The organism is Actinomadura hibisca NBRC 15177, assembly GCF_001552635.1.
Lineage (GTDB): Bacteria > Actinomycetota > Actinomycetes > Streptosporangiales > Streptosporangiaceae > Spirillospora > Spirillospora hibisca.
This window is the reverse complement of sequence record NZ_BCRO01000018.1, coordinates 1-17,823: the sequence shown is the minus strand read 5'-3', so window position 1 is coordinate 17,823 and position 17,823 is coordinate 1. Positions and strand designations below refer to the sequence as shown.

The window sequence follows — 17,823 nt, the reverse complement described above, 5'->3', positions numbered from 1 at the left end:
CTACCCGCCCTGTACGCGGAACGATCTCCCTCGGTTCGGGCAACCCCGTCGCGCATGTCCTTGTTCCAGCTGGGAAGAGCCGCTAGACCGGACCAGACCGTCCCCGGCGAAAGAGGAGCGATGCTCGGACTGCCCGACCACATCCAGGCGTGCCTGTTCGACCTAGACGGGGTGCTGACCCGTACGGCCGCCGTGCACGCCGCCGCGTGGAAGCAGATGTTCGACGAGTACCTGCGGGACCGCGCCGACCGCACCGGGGAACCGTTCACGCCGTTCGACCTGGTCAAGGACTACGGCCCGTACGTCGACGGCAAGCGCCGCGAGGACGGAACGCGCTCGTTCCTGCAGTCGCGCGGCATCGAACTTCCGGAAGGGTCGCCGGACGATCCCCCCGACCGCGAGACCGTCCGCGGCCTCGGCAACCGCAAGAACGAGCTGGTCCTCCAGCTCATCAGGGACAAGGGCGTGGAGGTGTTCGAGGGCTCGATCGACTACGTGCGCGCCGCGCGCGAGGCGGGCCTGAAGACCGCCGTGGTGTCCTCCAGCGCCAACACCGCCCAGGTCCTGGAGACGGTCGGGATCACCGACCTGTTCGACGCCCGCGTGGACGGCGTCGTCGCGGCCGAGCGCGACCTGCCCGGCAAGCCCGCCCCCGACACCTTCCTGGAGGGCGCGCGCGAGGTCGGCGTCCCACCCGGGCACGCGGCGGTCTTCGAGGACGCGCTGGCCGGGGTGGAGGCCGGGCGCGCCGGGGACTTCGGCTACGTGGTCGGGGTCAACCGGGTGGACGACGAGCACGCCGCCGCCCTGGCCGAGCGCGGCGCGGACGTCGTGGTCGGCGACCTGGCGGAACTGGAGGAGGGCCGGTGACGCAACGAGCCAAGAAGCCGGGCGAGACGGACACGCCGGACCGGCCCGTCTACCAGGTCGAACCCTGGTGCGTGCGCGAGACCGAGTTGCGGCTGGACCGGCTGGCGCAGAGCGAGTCGGTGTTCGCGCTGTCCAACGGGCACGTCGGGCTGCGCGGCAACCTGGACGAGGGCGAGCCGCACGGCCTGCCCGGCACCTACCTGAACTCCTTCTTCGAGGAGCGGCCGCTGCCGCACGCCGAGACCGCCTACGGCCTGCCCGACGAGGGCCAGACCGTCATCAACGTCACCAACGGCAAGCTGATCCGGCTGCTGGTGGACGACGAGCCGTTCGACGTGCGCTACGGCCGCCTGCACCACCACGAGCGGGTGCTCGACCTGCGCGAGGGCACCCTCACCCGCCGCGTGGAGTGGACCTCCCCGGCGGGCAAGACCGTCCGCATCACCTCGGTGCGCATGGTGTCGCTCACCCAGCGCGCCATCGCGGCGATCCGCTACACGGTCGAGCCGGTGGACGACCCGGTCCGCGTGGTCGCCCAGTCGGAGCTGGTCGCCAACGAGGCGCTGCCGTCCTCCGGCAAGGACCCGCGCGCCTCGGCGACGCTCGCCGACCCGCTGGTCGGCGAGGAGAACGTCGCCAACGGCACCAAGGTGCTGCTGGTGCACCGCACCCGCGAGAGCGGGCTGCGGATGGCGGCCGGGATGACCCACGACATCAGCGGCCCGGAGTCGATGGCGGTGGACACCGAGAGCTCCCCCGACGTGGGCCGGCTGACGGTCGCCACCCGGCTGGAGCCCGGCGAGAGCCTGTGCATGACCAAGTACCTGGCCTACGGCTGGTCCAGCCGCCGGTCCCGGCCCGCCCTGCACGACCAGGTCGTCGCGGCGCTCGCCGGGGCCCAGCACACCGGCTGGGACGGGCTGCTGCAGGAGCAGCACGACTACCTCGACGACTTCTGGTGCGGCGCGGACGTGGAGGTGGACGGCGACGCCGAGATCCAGCAGGCGGTGCGGTTCGGGCTGTTCCACATCCTCCAGGCGGGCGCGCGCGCCGAGCGCCGCATGATCCCGGCCAAGGGGCTGACCGGGCCCGGCTACGACGGCCACACTTTCTGGGACACCGAGACGTTCGTGCTGCCGGTGCTGATCTACACCCACCCGCAGGCCGCCGCCGACGCGCTGGCCTGGCGGCACATGACGCTCCCGCTGGCCTGCGAGCGCGCCGCGCAGCTCGGCCTGACGGGCGCGGCGTTCCCGTGGCGGACCATCCGGGGGCAGGAGTGCTCGGGGTACTGGCCCGCGGGCACCGCCGCGTTCCACATCAACGCCGACATCGCCGACGCCGCCGTCCGCTACATGGACGCGGTGCAGGACGAGGAGTTCGAGCGCGAGATCGGCCTGGAGCTGCTGGTGGCCACCGCCCGGATGTGGCGGCACCTGGGGCACCACGACGTCGAGGGCGTGTTCCGCATCGACGGCGTCACCGGCCCCGACGAGTACACCGCCGTCGTCGACAACAACGTCTACACCAACCTGATGGCGCGCCGGAACATGCAGGAGGCGGCCCGGCTGGCGATGCGGCACCCCGAGGAGGCCGACCGGCTCGGCGTCACCACCGAGGAGGCCGCGTCGTGGCGGGACGCGGCGGCGGCGATGCTGGTGCCCTACGACGAGCGGCTCGGCGTGCACCCGCAGAGCGAGGGCTTCACCAACCACGCGCGCTGGGACTTCCCGGACACCAAGCCCGACCAGTACCCGCTGCTGCTGAACTTCCCCTACTTCGACCTGTACCGCAAGCAGGTGGTCAAGCAGGCCGACCTGGTGCTGGCGCTGCACCTGTGCGGGGAGGCGTTCACCGCCGAGCAGAAGGCCCGCGACTTCGGCTACTACGAGGCCATCACCGTGCGGGACTCCTCGTTGTCGGCGCAGACGCAGGCGGTGATCGCCGCCGAGGTCGGGCACCTGGACCTCGCGCACGACTACCTCGGCGAGACCGCGCTGCTGGACCTGCACGACCTGAACCGCAACACCCGCGACGGCCTGCACATCGCCTCCATGGCCGGGGCCTGGTCGGGGCTGGTGGCCGGGTTCGGCGGGATGCGCGTGGAGGACGGGCTGCTGAAGTTCGCGCCCCGGCTGCCCGGCGGGATCAGCCGCCTGGCGTTCCGGATGCGCTACCGGGGCAACCGGTTCATGGTGACGGTCACCGCCGACGAGGCGGTCTACGAGCTGCTGGAGGGGCGCGGGCTGAAGTTCACCCACCACGGCGAGGAGGTCACGCTCGCCGACGAGCCAGCCACGCTGCCGATCCCGCAGCGCGAGACGCCCGAACCGCCCGCCCAGCCCGCCGGACGGGAGCCCGCGCCGCGCCGGCTGGACCCGCGCACCCGCGACACCCGGCGCGCGTAGAGACCGCGGGCAGGGATCAGCAGATGTCGTCCGCGCAGGGCTCGGCCTGGCTGTCGCCCTGCGCGGCGGTCGCGGACGGCGCGGACGGCGTGGACTGCGCGCCGTCCGCGTGCGGGGCGTCGCCGTGCCGCACCAGCAGCCTGCGCGGCCCCGGCCCCTCGTCGCCGAGCTGGTCGTAGGGGTTGGTCAGGGCGCACTTGTTGATGGACAGGCAGCCGCAGCCGATGCATTCGGTGAGGTCGTCGCGCAACTTCTGCAACTGCGCGATGCGGTCGTCCAGGTCGGTCTTCCAGGTCTCCGACAACCGCGCCCAGTCGGCCACCGTCGGCGTGCGCTCCTCGGGCAGGGTGGCCAGCGCCCGCTTGATCTCGCTGAGCGGGATGCCGACCCGCTGCGACACCTTGATGAACGACACCCGGCGCAGCGCGTCGCGGCTGAACCGGCGCTGGTTGCCCGCCGTGCGGCGGCTGCTGATCAGGCCCTTGGCCTCGTAGAAGTGCAGCGCGGAGACCGCCACGCCGCTGCGCTCGGCGAGCTGGCCGACGGTCAGCTCGTGGACCCTGAACTCCAGCCGTGTCATGCCGGGGATCCTACGCGACCTCAAGCAGCGTTGAGGTTCGCGCGGGACCCCCGGCGTGCGGGCGATCGCTCAGTGCGCGCTGTCAGTGCGCAATGGTCGCGCCGCCCTCGGTGCCCCGGTAGCCGCGCCCCTCGGTCTCCTTGCCGAGCTTGCGCAGCCGGAACGCCGCGCCCAGCATCAGCGCGCCGAACAGGATCGCGAAGAACCCGATCATCCAGATCACCGCGAGCGCGCCGGAGGCGGGCCAGACGAACAGCAGCACGCCGAACAGCACCGAGACCGCGCCGGTGAGCGCGTACAGCCACTCCCCCTCGATCTCCTTGCGCAGCGCGATGGCCGCGACGATCTCCATGATCCCGGTGACCACCGCCCACGCGGCGATCAGCATCAGCAGCACCAGCCCGGTGACGCCGGGCCAGGCCAGCGCCATGACGCCGAGGACGATGCCCGCGATGCCCGACACCGCCATCCAGCCCCGGGACTGCCCGGAGCCGCCGGTGAACGCGCCGACCAGCGAGAACACGCCGTCCACCAGCGCGTAGGCGCCGAACAGCAACACCAGCGCCCACACCGTGATGCCGGGCCAGATCCAGGCGACGACGCCGAACAGGACGGCGAAGGCACCGCGCAGCGCGAGCACCCACCAGTTGCGCGTGATGACATCAAACATCGGACCCTCCCTGGGAGTCGGACGGACCGGCGCCGGAACCGGCGTCGGCCATGACCGGGTCGCCCTTGGCGGCGGCGTCGATCTGCTCGGCGGAGCGGTCGCCCGCGCGCACGTCGATGGCCAGGTCATCCCCGTCACCGGCGTCCACGCGCACGGTCGCGCCCTCGTCCACCTCGCCGGTCAGCAACATCCGCGACAGCGGGTTGTCGACCTCGCGCTGGATGGTGCGGCGCAGCGGGCGCGCGCCGAACTCGGGCTTGTAGCCGCGCTCGGCGAGCCGGTCCTTGGCGGCGTCGGTGACCTCCAGCGCCACCGCCTGCCCGGCCAGGCGCTGGCGGGTCTTGTCCAGCAGCAGGTCCACGATCTGGCGCAGCTGCCCGCGGTCCAGGCGGGTGAACACGATCGTCTCGTCGATGCGGTTCAGCAGCTCGGGCCGCAACGTGCGCAGCAGCAGGTCCATGACCTGGTCGTGCAGCTCCGCGCTGTCGCCCTCGGACTCCAGGATGAGCTGGGCGCCGACGTTGCTGGTCATGATGACGATGGTGTTGCTGAAGTCGACGGTGCGGCCCTGGCCGTCGGTGAGGCGGCCGTCGTCGAGCATCTGGAGCAGGATGTTCATCACGTCGGGGTGGGCCTTCTCGATCTCGTCGAGCAGCACCACCGAGTGCGGCCGCCGCCGCACCGCCTCGGTGAGCTGGCCGGCCTCCTCGTACCCGACGTAGCCGGGCGGCGCGCCGATCAGCCGGGAGACGGTGTGCTTCTCCTGGAACTCGCTCATGTCGATGCGCACCATGTGGTCGGTGCCGCCGAACAGGATGTCGGCCAGGGCCCGCGCCAGCTCGGTCTTGCCGACGCCGGTCGGGCCGAGGAACAGGAAGCTGCCCTGCGGCCGGTTCGGGTCCGACAGGCCCGCGCGGCCCCGGCGCACCGCCTCGGCGACCGCCTGCACCGCCTCGTCCTGGCCGACGACCCGCTCGTGCAGGTGCTGCTCCAGCCGCATCAGCCGGTCGCGCTCCTCCTCGGTGAGCTGGGCGACCGGGATGCCGGTGCGGCGCGACACCACCTCGGCGATGTCGGTGGCGGTGACCTGCGGCACGTCGTCCCCGCCGCGCCGGGCCCGGTCCAGCTCGGGGCGCAGCCGCTCGATCTCCAGGCGCAGTTCCTCGGCGCGGCCGAAGTTCTCGCTGGCGATCGCCTGGTCCTTGTCGCGGTGCAGGCCCTCCAGGCGGCGCTCCAGCTCGCGCGCGTCGTCGTCGGGCGACATCGAGCGCAGCCGCACCCGGGCGGCGGCCTGGTCCATCAGGTCGATGGCCTTGTCGGGCAGGAACCGGTCGGAGATGTAGCGGGCCGACATGCGCGCGGCGGCGTCCACCGCGTCGTCGGTGATGCGCACCTGGTGGTGGGCCTCGTACTTGTCGCGCAGCCCGGCCAGGATCGTGACGGTGTCCTCGACGGTCGGCTCGGGCACCAGCACCGGCTGGAAGCGGCGCTCCAGCGCGGCGTCCTTCTCGATGTTCTTGCGGTACTCGGAGATCGTGGTGGCCGCGACGACGTGCAGCTCGCCGCGCGCCAGCGCGGGCTTGAGGATGTTGGCGGCGTCCATGCCGCCCTCGGAGGCGCCCGCGCCGACCAGGGTGTGCACCTCGTCGATGAAGATCACCAGGTCGTCGGAGTGCGCGCGGATCTCGTCCACGACCTTCTTGACGCGCTCCTCGAACTCGCCGCGGTACTTGGTGCCGGCGACCATGCCGGTCAGGTCCAGCGCGACCACCCGCTTGCCCTTGAGGGTCTCGGGGACGCCGCCGTTGACGATGCGCTGGGCGATGCCCTCCACGATGGCGGTCTTGCCGACGCCCGGCTCGCCGATCAGGCACGGGTTGTTCTTGGTGCGCCGCGACAACACCTCGATGGCCTGCTCGATCTCCTCCTCGCGGCCCACCACCGGGTCCAGGCCGCCCTCGCGGGCGACCTCGGTGAGGTCGCGGCCGTACTCGTCCAGCGTCGGGGTGTCGCTCTTGCCCCGGCCGCCCTGCGTCGCGGAGCCCGCACCGGACTGCTCGGGGCCGGACAGGATCGCGTTCTGGAGTTCGTTGGCCGACACGCCCTGGGCCGCCAGCATCCGGGCGGCGTTGGAGTCGGGGTTGGCGGCGAGCGCCAGCAGCAGGTGCTCGGGGCCGATGTAGCTGGCGTCCAGGGCGCGCGAGATGCGCTGGGAGTCCAGCAGCGCCCGCTTGGCGGCGGGCGTGAGGGTGGAGGGCGGCTCGCCGGGCGCGTCGCCGCCGGTCACGTCGTCGATGCGGGCCACGAGCGCGTCGGGGTTGACGCCCGCCGAGTTCAGCACGGCGCGGGCGGGGTCGGTCTGCGCGGCGGCGCCCAGCAGGTCCAGCACGTCGAGGTCGGCGGCGCCGCGCTCCCCGGCGCGGGCGAGCGCCTGCCCGACCATCTCGCGGCCGGACTCGCTGAGCATCTGGCCGATGTCCACGCGCTGCACGCCGCCCGCGCGGGGCGGCCAGGACTCCGGTGAGCCGAACATGCGCCCCGTCAGGTACTCGAACCCGCGGAAGGGGTCGTTGAACATCGAGCCGAACGGTGTACTGGCCACAGCGGTCCCCCGGAAAGATGCGCGTCGTCGTCCCGCCCCGAACCCGATCGCCGGAGCCTCTCTTCCACTGCTAGCCCTCAGGGCGGGAGCGCAACACCAAGAAACCTCCCGGACTGCGCAAAACCGCTCATTTTCCGGGGTGGTCGTGGCCGCCACCGGGCGGGGCGGCCAGGTGTTCCAGACGGCGTTCGATGCGTTCCAGGCGGGCCCGCAGCTCGACGACGTCGCCGTAGCTCGCCGACTGCTCGGCGCGGCGCAGCCGGACCACCACCGCGCCGCCCGGCAGCAGGGTGACCAGCCGGGTGTCCTGGACGGCGTCGCCGCCCTGCTCCTGGATGGCCTGGTCCACCTCCTCGGGGCGCAGGCCGATCCGGTCGAGGGTGCGCATCCGGTACGCGCCGTCCTGAGCCAGCACGCTGACCCGGCCGCGGACCAGGCCGCTGACCCAGGGGACGTGCACGATGAGGCGGGTCAGCACGCCGTTGGCGACCAGCAGGAACACCGCGCCCAGCAGGCCGCCGAGCAGGGAGTTGTCGGGGCCGATGACGGCGTTCTGCACCACGTTGGACAGCAGCAGCATGACCACGAAGTCCAGGCCGTTGAGCTGGGCCAGCTCCCGCCGCCCGGCGAAGCGCAGCAGCAGGACGACGACGAGGAAGACCGCGACCGTCCGCACGGCCTTGTCCGCGACGGGGACGCCCATCCCCCACAGGTCCTGCCACATGCGCGGCTCGTTTCCGGGACCGGGCCGCCGCAACACCAGGGGCGGGCAAAAACCGCGGGGCCGCGCCGGTCGGCGCGGCCCCGCGGTCGGAGTCGCCTGCTCACGCGTCCCGGCTCAGCGGGACGCGGGTGTCACTACTCGCCCAGGCGGTTGACCAGGGCGTTGTACTCGTCCCACAGCTCCTTGGGCAGGTGGTCGCCGAAGGTGTTGAAGTGGTCGGGGACCAGGGCGGCCTCCTGCTTCCACACCTCGGTGTCGACCGACAGCAGCGTGTCGAGGTCGGCCTCGTCGATCTCCAGGCCGTCGGTGTCGAGCGCGTCCTTGGTCGGCAGGTGGCCGATCGGGGACTTGACCGCGTCGGCCTGGCCGTTGAGCCGGTCCACGATCCACTTGAGCACGCGGCTGTTCTCGCCGAAGCCGGGCCAGATGAACGTGCCGTCGGCGTTCTTGCGGAACCAGTTGACGTAGTAGATGCGCGGCAGCTTCTCGACGTCGGTGGACTTGCCGATCTTCAGCCAGTGACCGAAGTAGTCGCCCATGTTGTAGCCGCAGAACGGCAACATGGCGAACGGGTCGTGGCGCAGCTCGCCCACGGTGCCCTCGGCGGCGGCGGTCTTCTCCGAGGCCACGTTGGCGCCCAGGAACACGCCCTGCTGCCAGTCGAAGGATTCGGTGACCAGCGGGACGGCGGTGGCGCGGCGGCCGCCGAACAGGATCGCCGAGATCGGCACGCCCTTGGGGTCCTCCCACTCCGGCGCGATGATCGGGCACTGCCCGGCCGGGGTGGTGAAGCGGGCGTTGGGGTGGGCCGCCGGGGTCTCCGACTCCGGCGTCCAGTCGTTGCCCTTCCAGTCGGTGAGGTGCGCGGGGGGCTCGTCGGTCAGGCCCTCCCACCACACGTCGCCGTCGTCGGTGAGCGCGACGTTGGTGAAGATGCTGTTGCCCCACAACGTCTTCACCGCGTTGGCGTTGGTGGCCGCGCCGGTGCCCGGGGCGACGCCGAAGAAGCCGGCCTCGGGGTTGATGGCGTACAGCCGACCGTCCTCGCCGAAGCGCATCCAGGCGATGTCGTCGCCGATGGTCTCGACCTTCCAGCCCGGGATGGTCGGCTCCAGCATGGCGAGGTTGGTCTTGCCGCAGGCCGACGGGAAGGCCGCGGCCACGTACCGGGTCTCGCCGGTCGGCGGGGTGAGCTTCAGGATGAGCATGTGCTCGGCCATCCAGCCCTCGTCGCGGGCCATGGTCGAGGCGATGCGCAGCGCGTAGCACTTCTTGCCGAGCAGGGCGTTGCCGCCGTAGCCCGAGCCGTAGGACCAGATCTCGCGGGTCTCGGGGAAGTGCGAGATGTACTTGGTGGAGCTGCACGGCCACGGCACGTCGGCCTGGCCCGGCTCCAGCGGGGCGCCGACCGAGTGCACGGCCTTGACGAACTGGCCGCGCTCCTCGATGAGGCGCAGCGCGCCCTCGCCCATCCGCGTCATGATCTTCATCGACACGACCACGTAGGGCGAGTCGGTGATCTCGACGCCGAGCTGGGAGATGGTGCCGCCCAGCGGCCCCATGCAGAACGGCACCACATACATGGTGCGGCCCTTCATGCTGCCCTTGAACAGCTCGCCGAAGGTCTCGCGCATCTCGGCGGGCGCGATCCAGTTGTTGGTGGGACCGGCGTCCTCTTCCTTCTCCGAACAGATGTAGGTCCGGTCCTCTACTCGTGCCACGTCACTGGGGTCGGAGGCGGCGTAGAAGCTGTTGGGGCGCTTCTCGGGGTCCAGGCGTTTGAACGTGCCCTGCTCGACCAGGAGGCCGGTCAGGCGCTCCCACTCGGCTTCCGAGCCGTCGCACCATTCGATTCGCTCGGGCTGGGTCAGCTCGGCGATCCCGCGCACCCAGTCAATCAGCTCGGCGTGACTGGTGGGGGCCTGGTCGAGGCCGGGGATCTGGTTGGACACGGGCAACTCCTTCAGCGGTTCGCAGGATCTTTGCATGATGAACAAGACCCTGCGTTTTTGCCATTTGGTCTGGACCAATCAGTCCCCCATTTAGGGGCTTGTGTGCCCTCCTGTGATTGATGTCACGCGGTTTCCAGCAGATGAACGGGCCCGGAACGGCTCTTGATTGAATGCGGTCAAGCTGGGTAAACATGGGTTTCGGCCGCCTTCACCCCGGCCCATACCGTGCTGCCCTCGCTCAATCCGAGTTCGGCGACCGCGCCGGGGGTGACGTCCGCGGCGGCGGTGAAGGGCGGGCCGTCGAGCCGGACCCGGACCCGGTCGCCCTGCCGTTCGACCGCTCCGACGGTGGCGCGCCACACGTTGCGGGGGCTGCCGTCGGGCCGGGACCGGTAGAGCGCCACCGAGGCTGGCGAGAAGGCCACAAAAACCTCACCGTCGAGGGAGTCCGCGCTGTCCAGCTTCCCGCTGCCGCCCGCCAGCACCACCGTGCTACCCGCCGCCCCCGCCGAGGCCCGGCCCCGGTACAGGTTGAGGCCGACCAGCCGGGCCACGTAGTCGGTGCGGGGCCGCCGCGCGATCTCGGCGGGCGGGCCCTGCTGCACCAGGCGGCCGCCCTCGACGACCACCAGCCAGTCGGCCAGCACCATGGCGTCCAGCGGGTCGTGGGTGACCAGCACCGCCGCCCCGGCGAACCCGGCCAGCCGCCTGCGCAGCGCGGCGCGGATCTCCAGGCGGGTGTGGGCGTCCAGCGCCGCCAGGGGCTCGTCCAGCAGCAGCAGGCGGGGGCGCACCGCCAGGGCGCGGGCCAGCGCGACGCGTTGCGCCTGCCCGCCCGACAGCGCGCGCGGCTTGGCCGAGGCGTGGTCGGCCAGGCCGACGTGCTCCAGCCACTCGGCGGCGCGGGCGCGCGACGCGCGTTTGCCCATGCCCTGGCAGCGCAGCCCGAACGCGACGTTGTCGAGCGCGCTGAGGTGCGGGAACAGCAGGTAGTCCTGGAAGACCATGCCGATGCCGCGCCGCTCGGGCGGCAGCGCGCCGAGGTCGGCGCCGTCCACCCGCACGTGCCCGGCGGCGGTGGGCACGAGCCCGGCCAGCGCGCGCAGCGCGGTGCTCTTGCCCGCGCCGTTGGGGCCGAGCAGCGCGACGACCTCGCCGGGCTCGGCGGCCAGCCGCAGGTCCAACTCGAACGCGGGACGCCGCACCACCAGGTGCGCGTCCAGCCCGCCCGCCTTCTCGCTCACGACATCGCTCATGAAGTGCTCACCCACCGGTCGCGCAGCGCCGCCAGCACGACGACCGACACCGCCAGCAGCACCAGGCTGAGCACGATCGCGGCCTGCGGGTCGGTCTCCAGCGCCAGGTAGACCGCCAGCGGCATCGTCTGGGTGTGGCCGGGGAAGTTGCCCGCGAAGGTGATGGTGGCCCCGAACTCGCCCAGCGCCCGCGCCCAGCAGAGCACCGCGCCCGCCGCGATGCCGGGGGCCACCAGCGGCAGCGTCACCCGGCGGAACACCGTCCAGCGGCCCGCGCCGAGCGTGGCGGCGGCCTCCTCGAAGCGCAGGTCGGCCGCGCGCAGCGCGCCCTCCACGCTGATGACGAGGAAGGGCAGCGCCACGAACGTCTCGGCCAGCACCACCCCGGCGGTGCTGAACGGCAGCGTGATCCCGAACCAGGCGTCCAGCCACTGCCCCACCAGCCCCCTGCGGCCCAGCACGAGCAGCAGCGCCACGCCGCCCACCACCGGCGGCAGCACCAGCGGCACCGTCACCAGCGCCCGCACCAGCCGCACGCCCCGGAACCGCACCCGCGCCAGCAGCCACGCCAGCGGCACCCCCAGCAGCAGGCACAGGACGGTGGCCAACGTGGCGGTGACCAGCGACAACCGCAGCGCCTCCAGCACGTGCGGCTCGCCGAGCCGGGTGCCGAGGGTGGACCACGGCGCGCGCACCAGCAGCCCGGCCAGCGGCAGCACCAGGAACGCCAGCCCGGTCAGGGCGGGCAGCAGCAGGACCAGCGGCGGCCGTCCGGCGGTGGAACGGTTGGCGGAACGGGCGGTGGAGCGGCGGGTCACGGGGACTCGAAGCCCGCCTTGACCAGGGTGTCCTTGCCCTGCTGCGACAGGACGAGCTGCACGAACTCCTTGGCCAGCCCGGACTGCGGGGCCTTGGTCAGCGCCGCGATCGGGTAGTCGTTGATGGCCTTGGCCGACTCGGGGAACTCCACGCCCTTGACGTCGGCGGCGGCGGCCTTCGCGTCGCTGCGGTAGACCAGCCCGGCGTCGGCCTCGCCGAGCCGGACCTTGGTGAGCACCGCCTTGACGTCCTGCTCGCGCGACGCCGGCTCGACCTTCACGCCCCCGGCGGCCAGGGCCTTCCCGGCGGCCGCGCCGCAGGGCACCTGCTCGGCGCACAGCACGACCTTCAGCCCGGACTTGCCGAGGTCGGCGAGCCGGGAGACCTTCCCGGCCTCCTTGGCGGGGACGGCGATGACCAGGCGGTTCTTGGCGAACACCTGCGGCTGCGCGGCCGCGCCGCCGTCGGTGACGGGCTTCATCGTCGCCGGGCTGGCGGCCGCGAACACGTCCACCGGCGCGCCCTGGGTGATCTGCTGGGCGAGGGTGGAACTGCCGCCGAAGTTGAAGCGCACCTTCACGCCGGGGTGCGAGCCCTCGAAGGACTTGCCCAGCTCGGTGAAGGTCTCGGTGAGGGAGGCGGCGGCGAACACGGTGAGGGTCTTGCCCCCGCCCGAGCCCGGCGATGCCTTGTCGCCCGAGTCGCCGGTGTCGCCGCAACCGGCGGCGGCCAGCAGGACGGTGGCCGCGGCGGCGGCCGTGATGACGCGTTTCATCGCGGATCTCCTGGAGGGAAGGGGGTCAGCCCGCGTCGGGCCGCTCGACGACGACGGTCGTGGACTTCACGACCGCCTCGGCGACCACGCCGATCTCCAGCCCCAGCTCGTCGGCGGCCTCGCGGCTCATCAGCGACACGATGCGGAACGGCCCGGCCTGGATGTCCACCTTGGCCATCACGCCGTCGCGCACCACGTCGGTGACGATGCCGCGCATCCGGTTGCGCGCGGAGGAGAAGCGCCCGCCGTCGTCGTCGGAACGGGACTGGTCGCGGACGAAGGCGGCCAGCTCGGGTCCGGGGACGATGCGGTGCCCGTGCTCGTCGCGGACGGCCGGGAGCCGCCCGCCGTCCACCCAGCGGCGGACGGTGTCGGCGCTGACCCCGAGCAGGGCGGCGGCCTCGCTGATGCGGAACGTGGTCACGCCGCATACATTAGCCCCTCGCAAATGCGAGGCGCATCTGGAGATAAGGCCATAATCCACCAGGCTCAGAACGATCGGACCTTGGCAGATGCTCCAGCCGCCCCGGCCCCGGCCCGTGACCGAATCCCCTTCGGTTCGCTCTTCCGCCGCCCGGCGGCACGGTGCCACCATCGGAGGGAAGCGCCCGATCCGCCCGAGTCCGCAGGAGGACCCTTGACCCGGACACAACCCGTCACCCTGGTGATCGACCGGCGGGGCACGGCGAGCCTGCGGTCGCGGGCGGTCTCGGCCGGGGTGCGCCGGCTGCTCCAGCCGCGCCTCGCCAAGCTCGCCGAACTGCCGATCGACGACAAGGCGCTGCGCCGCGCCGCCGCCCTGGACCGGATGGCCGCCCGGTCCCGCCCGCCCAAGGGCACGCACCGCGAGCGGGTGCGCTTCGACGACTTCCAGGCCGAGTGGGTGCACGGCCCCGGCGTCGGCCGGGCCCGCGACAAGGTCATCCTCTACCTGCACGGCGGCGGCTGGATCTGCTGCGGCCTCAACACCCACCGCCCGATGGTGGCCCGGTTCAGCGCCGCCGCCGGGGTGCCCGCGCTGTCGGTGGACTACCGGATGATCCCGGCCGTGGCGTTCGAGGAGGAGGTGGAGGACTGCGTCACCGCCTACCGGTGGTTGCTGGAGGAGCGGGGGATCGCGCCGGAGAACGTCGTCATCATGGGCGACTCCGCCGGCGGCTACCTCACCTTCGCCACCGCGCTGCGCGCCCGCGAGGAGGGCCTGCCGCAGCCCGCCGCGCTGGTGGCCCTGTCCCCCATGCTCGACATGGACCTGACCGCCAAGCTCGCGCACGCCAACATGACGCTGGACCCGTCCGCGCCCGGCCCGCTGCTGGAACGCCTGGTCGAGGGCTTCCTCGGGCACCTGGACGTCACCGACCCCGCCGTCTCGCCGATCCGCGCCGACCTGTCGGGGCTGCCGCCGACGCTGCTGACGGCGGGCTCCACCGAGCTGCTGTACTGCGACTCGGAGCTGATGGCGCGGCGGCTGGCCGAGTCCGGGGTGCCGGTGACGCTCCAGGTGTGGGACCGGCAGCTGCACGTGTTCCAGATGTTCGGGCCCCTCCTGCCCGAGTCGCGCACCGCGATCGCCGAGCTGGGCGCGTTCGTGCGGACCGCCTACGAGCAGACGATGACCGACGCGGTGGACGTCGCCGACGCGGCGGGCTGAGCGACGGGGCAGCCCGCGGCCCTTGCGGCGGTGCCCGCCGCCGGTCCCGTCGCGGGCACCGCCGAGGGCCGCCGCACGAACGCCGGGGTCAGCTCGGCCTCGTCGTAGTAGCGGTGGAACACCGGCGTCGCCGCCCCCGACAGCGGTGGCACGATCCACGACCAGTCGGCCGGGCAGCGCCGCCCGGCCGCCTCCTCGCGCGCCAGGTGCGTCAGGAAGCGGCGCGACTCGGTGTGGTGGTCGGTGATGGCGACCCCGGCGGCCCGGAACGAGTGCAGCACCGCCACGTTCAGCTCCACCAGGGCGCGGTCGCGCCAGAGCGACGCCTCGTCGGAGATGTCGAGGCCGAGCCGTCCGGCCACCTCGGGCAGCATGGCGTAGCGGTCGGCGTCGGCCAGGTTGCGGGCGCCGATCTCGGTGCCCATGTACCAGCCGTTGAACGGCGCGGCCGGGTAGGACACCCCGCCGATCTCCAGCGTCATGTCCGACACCGCCGGGACCGCGTGCCAGCGCAGCCCGAGCCCGGCGAACCACGGGAAGTCGGGGTGCTCCAGCGGCACCTCCAGCACGACCTCGCGCGGCAGCTCGTACCAGCGCACCGGCTCGCCGGGCGCGGCCACGACCAGCGGCAGCGGGTCGAAGCGCGTGCCGGGGCCGCCGGGCCAGCCGAGCGCGCGGGCGGCGTCGGTGAGCGCCGCGTTGCACGGGTCGCCGGTCACCCCGCCGTCCGGCCGCCGGTACCCGGCGTAGCGGACGAGCTGGTCGTTCCACAGGCGCGGCCCCGGGCGGCCGGGCTCGTCGGGCGCGAAGACCGTGATGACCGGGCGGACGCGACCGCCGCCGGACGCGGCGGCCAGGTGCTCCACGCAACCGGCGGCGATCTCGTCGGCGGTGCGCGCGTGCCGCAGGTCGCGCACCCGCAGGCTGCGCCAGTACAGGCGGCCGATGCAGCGCGAGCTGTTGCGCCAGGCCACCCGCGCGCCGAAGGCCAGCTCCGCCGGGGTGTGCCGGTAGGTGCCGGTGGCGGCTATCTCGGCGCGGACCGCGCGCAGCCGCTCCTCGGGCGGACCGGCGCGGCGGTCCTCGGCGTGGAACATCCGGATGAAGTCCTCGGCCGCGCGCTCCAGCGGGCCAGGCTCGGGTGCGGGCTCGGGTGCGGGTGCGGGTGCGGGTTCCGCCGTCGCGGCGGTGCGGCCACCGGCGCGCTTGCGTCCGAACAGTGCCATCTTCCCCCCTCGTGACCGAAAGTCAAACCTTGATCACCAGCCGTCACAGGATGCCATGAAGGTCGCGGCGCGTCCGGGTTTCCTCACGATTGGTGAGAAATGAACACGGTCCGTCAGATCCCGTCGCGCACGCGCTTGGACGCCGATTCCAGGGGTAGAGGGTCCCCACGACAGGACACACCGACGCCCGATCAGGAGGCTGATCATGGCGGGCACCATGCGGGTACCGCGCAGCCGCGGCGTCCTCAGCGGGACGTTGCTGGTGCTTCTCGGGCTGTGGGGCGGGCTGGTCCCGTTCGTCGGCCCCTACTTCGACTTCGGCTTCTCCCCCGACGACACCTGGGTCTACGACACCGCCCGGCTCCAGCTCAGCGTCGCCCCCGGGGCCGCCGCCGTGCTCGGCGGGCTGATCGTGCTGTTCAGCGCGCACCGCGCGTTCGCCATGGTCGGCGGCTGGCTGGCCGCGCTCGGCGGCGCGTGGTTCGTGGTGGGCGGCCCGGTCGCCACGCTGTGGGACGTGCGAGGCGTCGGCGCGCCGCTCGGCGCCGAGGAGGGGCGGCGGATCGCCGAGCAGCTGGCGGGCTTCGGCGCGCTCGGCGTGGTCATCGTCTTCCTGGCCGCGCTCGCGCTGGGCCGCTTCGCGGTGGTCGGCGTGAAGGAGACGCGGCTGGTCGAGCGGGAACAGGAAGAGGAGAGCCGCGCGGACGAGCGGGACCGCGCCGACGACCCCGACCGCACCGTGCCGCGCGCCGGGCACGGGCCCGCCGAGCGCGAGCCGGTCTCCCCCGCCCGCCCGTCGGGCACGACCCAGCCCATCGACCCGGTCGTCAGCCGCTACGGGCGCGACTCGCGGTCCGGCGGCTCGCAGCAGGGTTCGTCCGGCTTCGTCCGCCGTCCCGACCCCGAGCCGGGTCGGGAGCGTTCGGTCATGCCGGGCGACCAGAAGGTGGCCGGGCACTACCGGCAGCAGCAGGCACGCTGACCAGGCCGCTGACCAGGGCGGGGACGCCGTGCTCCGGACACGGTGCCACGGCGCTCCCCGCCGATCCGGCCGGCACGACGCCGCACAACGTCGGCCGTCGCCGGCGCAGGTCGGTGATCTGGAGCGCGCCGTCGACGACCCGCGCGTGGTGGTGACGCCACAGCAGATGGACCACTCCGCACGTCCCGGCCCGCGCGCCGTAGTACCCGAGGACCGGGTCGTGCAGCAGGACGGGCCCGCCCGCCGAGAACGCCTCGGCGGGCGTCGTCCGTGCGAGAACACCGATCCGCAGGGTCGCCGCAGCAGCTGACCGGAGTCCGGCGACGGCATGGTCGAGCGCGTCCGGCGGACCGACGACAACGGCGCGTCCGGCCCGCACCGCGAGCCCGACCGCCCGCGCGTTCAGCGCGGCCCGGCGCTCCTCGTCCAGCACGTCGGCCTCCGCCGACAACAACACCCCGTAGGCGGGACCGCCCGGACCGAGGGAGAGCCGGTCGAGCATCGCGTCCCGGACCTCCAGGACCGGGACGCCGCGGGCGGGCACACCGGCGGTCCGCACGGCCGCGCGCAACGCGGCGGCGTCGCCGGTCCACAACGACGGCTCGTGCGCCGGGCGGTAGGGGCGGCCCAGCGGGCACAGCCGGAACGCCTGGTCGGCCAGTCGCTCGGCGGGCGTCGGCACGACGTCGGGCAGCTCGCGGCCGGCCGCCGCCCACTGCTCGCGGTAGAAGGGCACCTCGCGGAACGCGCGCCGCACGACCTTCCGGCGGGCGGCGTCCCAGCGCGTGGCGGAGAAACCGGGGGGCACGACGCGAGCGGTGATCATGGCCGGGCGGCTCCTGTGCCACTCAGGGACCGGCCGCGCGACGACGGAGAAGTACTCTTCGCCGGACCGGTCCCTTTTTTGATCATTTGATGCCAGACTCTAGCGGTGATCAAGGGCGTCACGGTCGAGATCCATGAACTGCGCGCGGGCGCCGAACCGGCGGGCTGGACGGACTTCCAGCAGGCCGAGGGCCTGGACGCGCTGTGGTCCCACGAGCTGCTGCGGGCGCTGGCCGAACCGCCCGGCGCACCGGCGCTGCTCGGCGTCGTCCGCGACGCGGCGGGGATCTGCGCGGCGGTGTGCGGCGCGCCCGTCCAACTGCTGGGCGGCGCGCGGTCCGGTCCGGTGGTGCTGGACCTGCGCCTGCCGGGCCAGGCCCACGGCCCGGCGTGGCGGTTCGCGGCCCGCGTCCCCGCCGGGCGGCGGCGCGGCCTGCTGCGCGCCGCCGAGCGCGCCGCCGTGCGCCATCTCGGCTGGGGGGG

At 73.2% G+C, this 17,823-nt stretch carries 16 protein-coding genes; 5 read left to right on the top strand and 11 right to left on the bottom strand.

Annotation, left to right across the window (positions count from 1 at the left end; translation table 11 throughout):
• Positions 1-120 precede the first annotated feature (120 nt).
• Both AH6_RS08155 and AH6_RS08150 read left to right on the top strand, forming a co-directional pair.
• Positions 121-870 (top strand): beta-phosphoglucomutase family hydrolase, encoded by a 750-nt coding sequence (locus AH6_RS08155; protein ID WP_067476166.1) that lies wholly within the window; start codon positions 121-123, stop codon positions 868-870.
• Complete coding sequence (locus tag AH6_RS08150; RefSeq protein ID WP_067476165.1) at positions 867-3,278, top strand: glycoside hydrolase family 65 protein; 2,412 nt, start codon at positions 867-869, stop codon at positions 3,276-3,278. Before AH6_RS08155 ends, AH6_RS08150 begins: the two co-directional genes overlap by 4 nt.
• A gap of 16 nt (positions 3,279-3,294) precedes the next feature.
• On the opposite strand, the gene soxR is transcribed toward AH6_RS08150, so the two are convergent.
• From soxR to AH6_RS08105, 9 genes are all read right to left on the bottom strand, one after another.
• Entirely contained in the window at positions 3,295-3,858 is a 564-nt protein-coding gene (gene soxR, locus AH6_RS08145; RefSeq protein ID WP_067476163.1) for a redox-sensitive transcriptional activator SoxR, read from the bottom strand.
• An 82-nt stretch (positions 3,859-3,940) separates the two neighbouring features.
• On the bottom strand, positions 3,941-4,528 hold the full coding sequence (locus AH6_RS08140; RefSeq protein WP_067476162.1) for an HdeD family acid-resistance protein: 588 nt from the start codon (positions 4,526-4,528) through the stop codon (positions 3,941-3,943).
• Positions 4,521-7,106, bottom strand: coding sequence for an ATP-dependent Clp protease ATP-binding subunit (locus tag AH6_RS08135; RefSeq protein WP_169807816.1), 2,586 nt, complete (start codon positions 7,104-7,106; stop codon positions 4,521-4,523). Before AH6_RS08135 ends, AH6_RS08140 begins: the two co-directional genes overlap by 8 nt.
• A gap of 151 nt (positions 7,107-7,257) precedes the next feature.
• Complete coding sequence (locus AH6_RS08130; protein ID WP_067476160.1) at positions 7,258-7,854, bottom strand: DUF421 domain-containing protein; 597 nt, start codon at positions 7,852-7,854, stop codon at positions 7,258-7,260.
• 134 nt (positions 7,855-7,988) lie between these two features.
• Positions 7,989-9,806 (bottom strand): phosphoenolpyruvate carboxykinase (GTP), encoded by a 1,818-nt coding sequence (locus tag AH6_RS08125; RefSeq protein ID WP_174555081.1) that lies wholly within the window; start codon positions 9,804-9,806, stop codon positions 7,989-7,991.
• 176 nt (positions 9,807-9,982) lie between these two features.
• Entirely contained in the window at positions 9,983-11,062 is a 1,080-nt protein-coding gene (locus tag AH6_RS08120; RefSeq protein WP_067476156.1) for an ABC transporter ATP-binding protein, read from the bottom strand.
• The gene (locus AH6_RS08115; RefSeq protein ID WP_067476154.1) at positions 11,059-11,880 is read right to left on the bottom strand and encodes an ABC transporter permease; all 822 of its coding nucleotides are present in this window, start codon (positions 11,878-11,880) and stop codon (positions 11,059-11,061) included. Before AH6_RS08115 ends, AH6_RS08120 begins: the two co-directional genes overlap by 4 nt.
• Positions 11,877-12,656 (bottom strand): molybdate ABC transporter substrate-binding protein, encoded by a 780-nt coding sequence (gene modA / locus AH6_RS08110; RefSeq protein ID WP_067476152.1) that lies wholly within the window; start codon positions 12,654-12,656, stop codon positions 11,877-11,879. Before modA ends, AH6_RS08115 begins: the two co-directional genes overlap by 4 nt.
• A gap of 25 nt (positions 12,657-12,681) precedes the next feature.
• Positions 12,682-13,080 carry a TOBE domain-containing protein gene (locus AH6_RS08105; RefSeq protein WP_067476148.1) on the bottom strand — a complete coding sequence of 133 codons (399 nt, stop codon included), beginning with the start codon at positions 13,078-13,080 and terminating at the stop codon, positions 12,682-12,684.
• Between the two features lie 213 nt (positions 13,081-13,293).
• On the opposite strand from AH6_RS08105, the gene AH6_RS08100 reads away from it, so the two are divergent.
• Positions 13,294-14,307: an alpha/beta hydrolase gene (locus AH6_RS08100; RefSeq protein WP_067476145.1), complete on the top strand. Its 1,014-nt coding sequence runs from the start codon at positions 13,294-13,296 to the stop codon at positions 14,305-14,307.
• Here the strand turns inward: AH6_RS08100 and AH6_RS08095 are convergent.
• A complete protein-coding gene (locus AH6_RS08095) occupies positions 14,256-15,533 on the bottom strand; it encodes a nitric oxide synthase oxygenase (RefSeq protein WP_083982427.1) in 1,278 nt (425 codons plus the stop codon). The genes AH6_RS08100 and AH6_RS08095 overlap by 52 nt on opposite strands.
• A gap of 205 nt (positions 15,534-15,738) precedes the next feature.
• On the opposite strand from AH6_RS08095, the gene AH6_RS08090 reads away from it, so the two are divergent.
• Complete coding sequence (locus AH6_RS08090; RefSeq protein ID WP_067476142.1) at positions 15,739-16,515, top strand: hypothetical protein; 777 nt, start codon at positions 15,739-15,741, stop codon at positions 16,513-16,515.
• Here the strand turns inward: AH6_RS08090 and AH6_RS08085 are convergent.
• On the bottom strand, positions 16,460-17,341 hold the full coding sequence (locus AH6_RS08085) for a hypothetical protein (protein ID WP_067476140.1): 882 nt from the start codon (positions 17,339-17,341) through the stop codon (positions 16,460-16,462). The two genes, AH6_RS08090 and AH6_RS08085, sit on opposite strands and share 56 nt — an antisense overlap.
• A 105-nt stretch (positions 17,342-17,446) precedes the next feature.
• On the opposite strand from AH6_RS08085, the gene AH6_RS08080 reads away from it, so the two are divergent.
• On the top strand, positions 17,447-17,823 hold a 377-nt coding region (locus AH6_RS08080; RefSeq protein WP_218005751.1), incomplete at its 3' end, for a hypothetical protein.

Coding starts and splice junctions, on each gene's coding strand:
- AH6_RS08095 (WP_083982427.1), bottom strand. CDS start 15,533: ATGGCACTGTTCGGACGCAAGCGCGCCGGTGGCCGCACCGCCGCGACG.
- modA (WP_067476152.1), bottom strand. CDS start 12,656: ATGAAACGCGTCATCACGGCCGCCGCCGCGGCCACCGTCCTGCTGGCC.
- soxR (WP_067476163.1), bottom strand. CDS start 3,858: ATGACACGGCTGGAGTTCAGGGTCCACGAGCTGACCGTCGGCCAGCTC.
- AH6_RS08085 (WP_067476140.1), bottom strand. CDS start 17,341: ATGATCACCGCTCGCGTCGTGCCCCCCGGTTTCTCCGCCACGCGCTGG.
- AH6_RS08135 (WP_169807816.1), bottom strand. CDS start 7,106: ATGTTCAACGACCCCTTCCGCGGGTTCGAGTACCTGACGGGGCGCATG.
- AH6_RS08090 (WP_067476142.1), top strand. CDS start 15,739: ATGGCGGGCACCATGCGGGTACCGCGCAGCCGCGGCGTCCTCAGCGGG.
- AH6_RS08120 (WP_067476156.1), bottom strand. CDS start 11,062: ATGAGCGATGTCGTGAGCGAGAAGGCGGGCGGGCTGGACGCGCACCTG.
- AH6_RS08130 (WP_067476160.1), bottom strand. CDS start 7,854: ATGTGGCAGGACCTGTGGGGGATGGGCGTCCCCGTCGCGGACAAGGCC.
- AH6_RS08155 (WP_067476166.1), top strand. CDS start 121: ATGCTCGGACTGCCCGACCACATCCAGGCGTGCCTGTTCGACCTAGAC.
- AH6_RS08140 (WP_067476162.1), bottom strand. CDS start 4,528: ATGTTTGATGTCATCACGCGCAACTGGTGGGTGCTCGCGCTGCGCGGT.